The organism is Bradyrhizobium rifense (assembly GCF_008123425.1).
Lineage (GTDB): Bacteria > Pseudomonadota > Alphaproteobacteria > Rhizobiales > Xanthobacteraceae > Bradyrhizobium > Bradyrhizobium rifense.
This window is the reverse complement of the sequence record NZ_VSSS01000138.1, coordinates 1-1018: the sequence shown is the minus strand read 5'-3', so window position 1 is coordinate 1018 and position 1018 is coordinate 1. Positions and strand designations below refer to the sequence as shown.

Here is a 1018-nt window from a genome sequence, read left to right as displayed (position 1 = left end):
AGATGTGTATAAGAGACAGGCCAGGGCCTATGGCACCAACAACCTGCCCGACAGCTCCAACATGTGTCATGAGACGTCGTCGGTGGCGCTTCCCGAGAGCATTGGCGTTCCCGTGGGAACCTGCACGTTGGATGACTTCGCCAAGACCGATTGCATCTTCTTCTTTGGTCAGAATGTCGGCACGTCGAGCCCACGCATGCTGCACCAGCTTCAACAGGCAGCAAAGCGGGACGTCCCAATCATCACCTTCAATCCCTTGCGCGAGCGGGGGCTGGTCGAGTTCACCAATCCGCAAGCGCCGGGCGAAATGCTCAGCGGCGCAGCGACGCCGATCAGCTCGCAATATCATCAAGTCAGGAGCGGTGGCGATACCGCCGCGATGATGGGCATCGCCAAGGCGTTGCTGCAGCAGGAGGAGGCCGGCCCTGCCGGCGGCTCAGTCATCGATTGGGACTTCATCAAAGAGCATTGTCACGGCTGGGATGACTGGTCGACCGCCGTCAAGGCGTGCAGTTGGTCCGACATCGAGGCCAGATCCGGCTTGACGCGGGGTGCGCTCGAGGCAGCTGCTCACGTTTACGCGCAGAAAAGTTCGGTGATGTTCATCTATGGAATGGGGCTGACGCAACATCGCAAGGGCGTGGAGACCGTGCAAACCATGGTCAACCTCGCGCTGATGCGCGGCAATGTCGGCCGCCCGGGTGCCGGCATCTGTCCGGTCCGTGGCCATTCCAATGTCCAGGGACAGCGAACGGTAGGCATTACCGAGAAGCCGGCGATGGTGCCAGCTGACAAGGTCAAGGCGCTGTTCGGCATCGATGTACCGCAGAAAAAGGGTCTCACCACAGTGGAGGCCTGCAAGGGAGTCATCGACGGATCGGTTCGGGCGGTCATCCAACTCGGCGGCAATTTGGTGCGCTCCGTACCGGAGCATCGCCTGGTGGTCCCAGCGTGGCGCAGGCTTCGGCTCACGGTGCAGATCCTGACCAAGCTGAACCGCTGTCTCTTATACACATCT

General features: G+C 60.8%; 1 protein-coding gene. It reads left to right on the top strand.

Annotation, left to right across the window (positions count from 1 at the left end):
- Positions 1-1018, top strand: a 1018-nt coding sequence (locus FXB40_RS47510; protein ID WP_148779128.1) for a molybdopterin-dependent oxidoreductase, incomplete at both ends; no start/stop codon positions are given.